The 8,182-nt window shown below is 36.1% G+C and carries 7 protein-coding genes; 2 read left to right on the top strand and 5 right to left on the bottom strand.

Annotated elements, in window-relative coordinates; all coding sequences use genetic code 11:
* Nucleotides 1-611: 611 nt before the first annotated feature.
* Together CK510_RS21955 and CK510_RS21950 are read left to right on the top strand one after the other, a co-directional pair.
* Nucleotides 612-2,336, top strand: a complete 1,725-nt coding sequence (locus CK510_RS21955; RefSeq protein WP_095723720.1) for an ABC1 kinase family protein — start codon at nucleotides 612-614, stop codon at nucleotides 2,334-2,336.
* A 227-nt stretch (nucleotides 2,337-2,563) separates the two neighbouring features.
* Nucleotides 2,564-2,935 (top strand): hypothetical protein, encoded by a 372-nt coding sequence (locus tag CK510_RS21950; RefSeq protein WP_095723719.1) that lies wholly within the window; start codon nucleotides 2,564-2,566, stop codon nucleotides 2,933-2,935.
* Nucleotides 2,936-3,019: 84 nt separating this feature from the next.
* On the opposite strand, the gene CK510_RS21945 is transcribed toward CK510_RS21950, so the two are convergent.
* From CK510_RS21945 to CK510_RS21925, 5 genes are all read right to left on the bottom strand, one after another.
* Nucleotides 3,020-3,901, bottom strand: a complete 882-nt coding sequence (locus tag CK510_RS21945) for a hypothetical protein (RefSeq protein ID WP_095723718.1) — start codon at nucleotides 3,899-3,901, stop codon at nucleotides 3,020-3,022.
* A 121-nt stretch (nucleotides 3,902-4,022) separates the two neighbouring features.
* Nucleotides 4,023-5,063, bottom strand: coding sequence for an Npun_R2821/Npun_R2822 family protein (locus tag CK510_RS21940; protein ID WP_095723717.1), 1,041 nt, complete (start codon nucleotides 5,061-5,063; stop codon nucleotides 4,023-4,025).
* A 51-nt stretch (nucleotides 5,064-5,114) separates the two neighbouring features.
* Nucleotides 5,115-5,978, bottom strand: coding sequence for an Npun_R2821/Npun_R2822 family protein (locus CK510_RS21935; protein WP_095723716.1), 864 nt, complete (start codon nucleotides 5,976-5,978; stop codon nucleotides 5,115-5,117).
* 5 nt (nucleotides 5,979-5,983) lie between these two features.
* A complete protein-coding gene (locus tag CK510_RS21930; RefSeq protein WP_095723715.1) occupies nucleotides 5,984-6,961 on the bottom strand; it encodes an Npun_R2821/Npun_R2822 family protein in 978 nt (325 codons plus the stop codon).
* Between the two features lie 50 nt (nucleotides 6,962-7,011).
* Nucleotides 7,012-7,968: a glycosyltransferase family 10 domain-containing protein gene (locus CK510_RS21925; protein WP_095723714.1), complete on the bottom strand. Its 957-nt coding sequence runs from the start codon at nucleotides 7,966-7,968 to the stop codon at nucleotides 7,012-7,014.
* Nucleotides 7,969-8,182: the final 214 nt, after the last annotated feature.

Here is an 8,182-nt window from a genome sequence, read left to right as displayed (position 1 = left end):
ATTCGATTTCTGATACATTTTTTAACATCATTTGCTAGTTATTGCTAATAATTTGGCATAATAAGTACTGAAGAACCTAAAAGAATAGTTAAATAAAATTAGTACAAATAACAAGAGTTGTAAACAAATAAGGATGTTGCGACTCTATTTTTTTAATATCTATAAGAATTGCAAATATTTACCATATGGTATTTACCTAATAAAACATTAAGAAATGTTGAGATTTTTGGGCTTGTAAACAATATATGTTTTGATGCAACATTTTTACTTTATCTAAAGTTTAGCGCCAACCTTGGTAAATAATCTGTAGAAGCTCAAAGACAGTTCCTGTAAAGCTTTAGAAGTGGCATTGCCTGTTAGCTTCGAGCAACTTCAATATTGGATTAAAACCTTTGTAAATCTGGCTAAATTTGTACTTATATAAACTATAATTAAGAAAAAGATATATAAACACCGGAAAGTAAAAACGGCATAATTGAGTACGAGTATTGCCCGGAAAAACATATATTTGAATTGTTTTTAGATAAAGGTTATCAGTATTCTGTTTTTGTAGGCAGAATGCGGGTAAAAAACAAAAGTAAACATAATCGGGTTCAGAGGCAAGTTTAGGCGTGGGTCAGTATCAACCTACTCAGCTAAATCGTTATAGTTCAGATGCGATCGCGCGTCATTATCGGTTTCGTCCTTGGCTCGTATGGGGACGGACGATAAAGATTATTTGGTTTTTCGCTGGGTTTTTCTTGGGTCTAAAGTGGGACGAGTGGTTTAATCAAGTTGAGGAAAATAGGCAGAGACGGGCAATTCAACTGCGGCAAATGTTGACTAGTTTGGGTCCAACATTTATTAAAGTTGGTCAAGCCCTTTCGACACGTCCTGACTTGATCCGTAAGGATTTTTTGCAAGAACTGATCAAACTGCAAGACCAATTACCACCCTTTGATAGTGCGATCGCCTATCACCTAATCGAAACTCAACTAGAATGTGCGATCGCGTCCGTATTTAGCGAACTTTCTCCCACACCAGTCGCCGCAGCCAGTTTAGGTCAAGTTTATCGCGGTCGTTTAATTACTGGTGAGGAAGTCGCAGTCAAGGTTCAGCGTCCTAACCTGCGCCCAACCCTGACTCTTGACCTATATTTAATGCGATGGGCTGCGGATTGGCTATCACCTTGGTTGCCTTTGAATTTGGGGCACGACCTCACTTTAATTGTTGACGAGTTTGGTACTAAGCTATTTGAGGAAATCGACTACCTCAACGAAGCTCGTAATGCTGAGAAATTCGCCAATAATTTCCGCAATCACCACCAAGTTAAGGTTCCAGCTATTTATTGGCGCTATACAACTAACCGCGTCATCACCCTAGAGTGGATCGAAGGCTTTAAACTCACCGACACCAAGAGAATTCGCGAAGCTGGTTTAGACCAAGAAGAAATTATCCAAATTTGTGTAACATCCGGGTTACAACAGCTACTAGAACATGGGTTTTTCCATGCTGACCCCCACCCCGGTAATTTGTTTGCCATGCCAGATGGTAGAGTGGCTTACATCGATTTTGGAATGATGGATCAACTCGACGAACACACCAAGGAAACACTGGTGGACTCGGTTGTACATCTTACCAATAAAGAATATTTGGAACTGGCAGAAGATTTCGTCAAATTGGGCTTTTTGACACCCGACATCGACATTCGTCCGATTATTCCCGCACTAGAAAAAGTTTTAGGTGATGCGATCGGTAAAAATGTTGGTGATTTCAACTTTAAAACCATTACCGACGAATTTTCGGAACTCATGTATGAATATCCTTTCCGAGTTCCTGCCAAGTTTGCCCTGATAATTCGCTCGCTGATCACTCAAGAAGGGATTGCCCTGAGTCTCAATACCAATTTTAAAATTGTTGAGGTTGCTTATCCTTACATTGCTAGACGTTTGCTAAATGGAGAATCTCCCCAACTGCGACGACGTTTGCTGAATATACTATTCAAAAATGATAAATTCCAATGGCAACGACTGGAGAATTTGATTAGTATTGCCCGGAGCGATCGCAGTTTTGATGTTTTGCCGACAGCACAACTAGGATTCCAATTTTTACTTTCCGATGAGGGTAAATTTTTACGGCAGCAGTTAGTATTAGCACTGACGGAAGATGACCGTTTGCATACGGAAGAGGTACAGAGTTTGTGGAATTTAGTTAAGGATGATTTGCAGCCAAATCGTTTATTAACTGCGGCAATTGGCTTATTTACAGAATTATCCCGTGAAAGTGTTGCGGCGATTTTACCCAAAGCCTCGTTTTTGTCTGTGTTTGTTGGTAATGGAGATAGCAGTAAAAATTGAGACTTGCTTTCCGCAAGTAGATTGTGGGACAGGCATCTTGCCTGTTCTTTGCTTTTGATGCTGGTTCGTGAAGGCTTTGAAGGATAAAATTAACCGCAGATGCACGCAGATAGACGCAGATAAGATTCTTGATTTTGCTTTTCTGTACCGACACATGCGAATATATATTAAGCAAGATTAAGCAAAATTAATTAAGTTTTTTAATTTAAGCCTTCCAGGAGTAACCCATGTATTATTTCCCCCAAGAACCACCTTATTTCATACTTGTATTTGGCTTATTTGCGGCTATAACCTCAGGTGCTGCACTCACTGGAACTTTGCGAACTGTAGTTGCTAAATGGCAGCTTCAAGGAGCAGAAAATTCTGGCACAAGTTTAACTAAAAAGCCTTTATTATTTCCCTTTTTGGGAGTGACTATTGGTTTAGTTTTATTTTTGGTTTCGGGTTTAGAAATTTTTGGTTTTCCGCCATTTCTGGCATTTGCGATCGGATTACCAATTTCTTTATTGACTTGCTTGTTGATGTGGTTCCAACTTGGTAGCATGATGACTTTTGTTGAAAGTCGAGGTTTTCAGGCTTTGGACTTAGATTCGATGTAGTTTCGATTTCATCAATGTGCTAAATCAGAATCTAATATTTAAATACAGGGAAAAAATTATCTATTCTCTGTATTTTTTATTTTTTTACATAAATGTTTTTTGAAAACTAGAATCTCTCCTAGCAACAATTCTCAACCTTAATAATCGATAAAATAATACAATTTTTTGAATCAGCTTATCAATTATTTTTTGCAAAATTGAGCGTTTTGGATATTCAATCTCCTTGTGGATATCAAAGTAAATTTTTTTATCCTGGGGATTCGATTGTCCATTTTTGATTCTGACTAGCTCTATATTATCTTTAAAGAAAGCAAATTTATCTTCGCGATCGAATCTAATTGTCATTCCAACTTTAGCTGCTGCTAGTCCCATTGCGTAACATTCAGCATGATAAATTCCTTGCATTTCAAAGAAGTAAGAAATTGTCTGCCAAAGCTGAATAAATTGGTCTTCTAATCCAGCCTCTTTTCTGAAAGTAAACATGAATTCATGAAGATACTGTACTTGTTGAAGATCGATATTTAACTTCTTAGCAGCTTCTTCTATAACTTTAATTTCTCTGGGGTTATTAATCTTTGTTATGCGATGTAGCAAATCACAACCCGCTCTTGCTGTGATTCCCGGAAGCCAATTCATTTCTCCTGTGACACCACCAATAATTCTCACATCAGAATCTAAAAATATACAACTCTCAAATAGTGAGAGAGACTTTTCAAGTACGAAGCGTTTATCGTGATATCCTTTCACACTTTGAAGATAGTGTTTGAATGCGATAACGTGGGGAAACTCCTGAAAATACTCTGGTTTATCTGTCAGAACACATAAGGCTTTACCAGGCATATGTTGCTGAATATCTTTGGCTAATATTCGTGCGTGATTACGATACCTGTCACCTACAGCCAAGGTACAAAAGCAGGATTCTTTAGATATATCCGTATTATTTGAAAGTGTTACATTATTAGTCATTGATGTATATCGCATTTCCCTACTTAGTGAGATAAAATTTTAAATCTGGTCATACTTTTGGATCAAGATTAGAAAGGATTTAGGTGTACCTCAGTCGCTTAGGAAACGCTATATCCTTCTATTAGCGATTCTTAAAATTCTGTAATTGATGGTACTTGTACATGAGACTATTAGCTTTTTTACTAACAAAATCACTTGTAGACTTTTGTATTTTTGCGAATGCACTGGGTTGAGTAAATACTGTTGGTCTTGATTCTGGTGATTTTAAATAGCGATAATGTAAGAATATTTCTTTGTAAGGAATATCAACATCCTCTCCCTGACAAAGACTGGTGAATTTTGAAGAAGAAACACTCATATAATGCAAATAAGTGAGTTTTTTTCCTTTGTCATATAAGATATGATCTATCACTTCAAAATTAGAAGACCAGTGACTACCAGTCGCATTTTCTACATCATGATAGGCAAAATTATAGAAAGAAATCCCGCTTCGCCAAACCATATAATTAAGTAATGTTTGGTCTGAATCCCTCCATGCCATAATATCAGCTTCACCGGATTTTAAAGACTCTAATATTTTTGTAGTTTTATCAGCATCAAACATTTGTTTTTTTGATGCAAACCATCCCGAACAAAAGATTTGTGATTTAATTATTTCATTACTAAAAGCTTCATATAGTTTCTTTTGGGAAGAATCAAAAATGTAATTAATATCAGACTTATATTGAAAATCATTAGTCACCCAATCATATTCATCAAGCTTTTGATATACATAATCCAATGGTTGCATCAACAAAGTATCTGCATCAAAAAAAATAAACTTATCGAATTGTCCATCAAAACAACAGTATTTTCGATATCTGGCTAAACGATAAATTCCAGAATTAGAAAGACCTCTTTCTTTCCAAATTTTGTGAGCAATTGAGTGTCCTTGCCATGCCTCAGTTGCAAAGTTTTCCCAATATTCAATAGAACTATAATCATCAAATAAAGTAACATTATCTCTAGTTGTAATTTCAGATTTAATCTTATCTAGATGATTATCATAGGGTATTACACAAACGGGAATCTCTTTGCCTGCATTAACTTCTATACTGTTCAACAAAGCAACTAATTGGTCATAAACGGCATCATTCGCAAGGATATAAATACCATTCTTCATTAAAATTCTCCTGGGGAAATAGCAGCCAGTAATTAAATTTATTTAAGGCTATTAACGGGAAAGAAGTCTTTGTAATAAGGGGCGTTTTGGTTCATGTAGATGATGGTAATGTTCCCATAATTTGTAATAGGGAGTGCCAGGTTTCATCTTCATTCCTGCCCAATGTACATACTTTAATTGTTGCTTATTATCAAAGAGAATAAAGTTCTTTTCTTGGAAATGGAGAGAACCTGCCCAACTCCCCGCTTCTCCACCAGGAACTCTTACTAAGTTACAACGTTTATCTATGAGTTTGAGGATTAAATAATTGAGAATTGGTTGGTCTGTCACCCCACAAGAAAAGTCAAAATATTCCTTGTGTGTGGCACATTCCCGCAAGGTATCTTCCATAATTTGTGCTGTGATGCAACCTTTTTTTGAAGCGAAAAAACCACTGTTAAAAACATCTTGAAGTTGTGCTTCTGTAAAAATTTCTTTTTCTCTTACCACAGGGGAAAATACATTTCGTAATCCCTCACTTTTGTGATGATAATCGCAGCAAATAAAGTCAAATTCTGCAAGTTTATCTAAGTTATCGGCAATTTTTTCAAAGACAATTATATCCGTATCAATATAGATAAATTCATCTAAAGGACCAAACCATGCGACTAATTTTCGCATTTTATTTGGCAGAGCTAAAAAATCCTGAGGAAAAATTTCACCTATTTTCTGGGTAAATTGCGAAAGTAACTCCAAATCAGGGAAAATCTGCACATTATGTACAGTAGTCAATATCTCAGAAATTTGCTGATAATCATCGTTAAATGGGATCAGGTAAACTGTGACATCCTTGTCATAGCGACGAATACTATTGAGTAATGCGATCGCATTCTCCATAACGCGATCGTTTCCGACTATATAAATACCTCTATTCATCCAAATTATCCTTGATTAACTAGTTTTAGTTTTCTTAATGCTCTTGTCCATAAGGATGGTGCTGGGAGAATATGATTACGTCCAGGAGTTGTAAAAACTGGACGCTTTTCTGGTTGGTGCAAATAACGATAGTAAAGGAATAAATCGCGATAGGGAAATTCAATATTTTCCCCTGCACATACTGCTTGAGTAATGTGAGGAGCAACTCCAATGTAATGCAGATAAGTCAGACGATTGCCTTTATCATAAAGAATATTATCTTTTTCTTCAAAATGCTTGGAAGTCACAGAACATCCTGTTTTTTCATCATCTGGTAGATGTTGAGCAAAGTTATAACTAGAGAGTTCTGACCTCATTACCATATAATTTAGCAAAGGTTGTTCACCAGCACCACCATAGAGAATTTCTGCCTCACCAGCTTGCAATTGGGATATTAGCCATGCTCTTTTCTCTGGATTAAAAATACCCCGTTTTGAGGCATAAAATCCCGAACAAAATATTTCTGTATCAATACGTTTTTGCTCAAAAATATTTAGTAACTTAGGGGAATTAACATTGTAGATTTTACTGACATCCTTAAATTGAAAATCATAAACAATCCAATCATGATGTTCTAGCTTCTCAAATACTGGTGCTAGGGAGTTCATCACCAGGGTATCCGCATCTAAGTAGATAAATTTATCGAAGGGACCATCAAATCCACAAAAACGACGGTGAGCGCCATAAAGCCTGTATTTATCGCGATTCAGGCGTTCCGGTGCTGCTGCTAGCATAAATTGATCCCAGCTAGCAATGGATTCTTGGTCTTCGTAAATAAATACGTTAGGTCGATTGGCAATTTCTGCGGAAATAAACTCTAAGTTATCATCAAAAGGATATATACATACAGGGATTTCTGAACCTAAAACAGCATCAATACTATTTAGTAAAGCTACTAATTGGTCGTATACATAATCATTGCCTAAAGTGCAAATACCATTCATATTTATCTCAAACTTTCATCATAAATAAGTGATAATTTAACTTAAAAAAACTAGAACTTATCTGTAAATTCTGATAGCCAATTTAATAAATTTAGCTTATGCAAAATCACTTGTCTGGCTTCCGCGATCGCATCTTTTGCTTCATACCATGCATCAGGTGTTGCGGTCACTTCTTTGATGTAGGCAATTCCTTTTTCATCCAAACTAGGTAATCGTAAAAAACTACCTGGTGGTAACAATTTATCGGCAGCAGAACCACCATAATAAATAGGTAAGCACCATGCTAATAAAGAATCCCAAAGTTTTTCACTCACATACCAATCATTGTCAGCATAATTTTCAATTGATAAGTTGTAATAATACGGAGACATGCCGTACCACTTGCCACCAATCGCACCACGCGCTTTTGACCATTCAGGTAAGTTTTGCCCAAATAAATCAAATTCAACATCACTAGATTTCAATGCTTTTAAAAATTCCAATCTTCGCTGATGATTGGCAGAGCGGTTAATTCCAGAAGTGATCCAACTACATGCAGCTTTTTTCTCTGGTGGTGGCATTTGGTCTAAGTCCCGAAAAGAGTTACTTAGATACCAAATAGCAGGCATATAGTCAGGATTAGGGGCAAAATCATCAGGTCCTGAGATATAACCACAATACTTTTGTGCCTCTTGGTAATTCAACTTGTTAACCTCCACGACTTCATCTAATGGTGGTTCTCTTAACAGATAAATTATCCTTTCTTTTGGCACGCTGTGTAAGAGGGAAGTAATATCTGACTCGGATTGTTTTTGTTTTTTACGAAACCAATCAAGTCTTGATTTTGGCTGAGGAGGTGGAGAAAAATCAAACTGATACATGATTAGAAAATCTGGCTCAGTTGCAGGTGCATACATTTGGATATTTTTCCAGTGACCAAATGATTCCGGTGTTTGTAACCATAGCCAATCGACTTCTTGATTGATACCTCGATAGCTGCTAATCATTCCAACTGTTTTAGTTTTCATGCTTGTTATTCCATTATAAAATCAAATTTGTACCTCGTCATAAATCTAGATACTATGATTATTCAGTATCTATAATATGCCAAATTCTTAGTTAAACATAAAAACTAATTTAAAAAATAAAAGTCGAAATCTCAAATCATTACTATATAACTGAAGTGTTAGTAAATAATGTTTGTTTTTATTGTAGAATTAGACTTGTATAATTTTTATCAAG

It is taken from the genome of Brunnivagina elsteri CCALA 953 (genome assembly GCF_002289455.1).
Taxonomy (GTDB): Bacteria; Cyanobacteriota; Cyanobacteriia; order Cyanobacteriales; family Nostocaceae; genus Brunnivagina; species Brunnivagina elsteri.
This window is presented reverse-complemented; position numbering and strand designations above follow the sequence as displayed.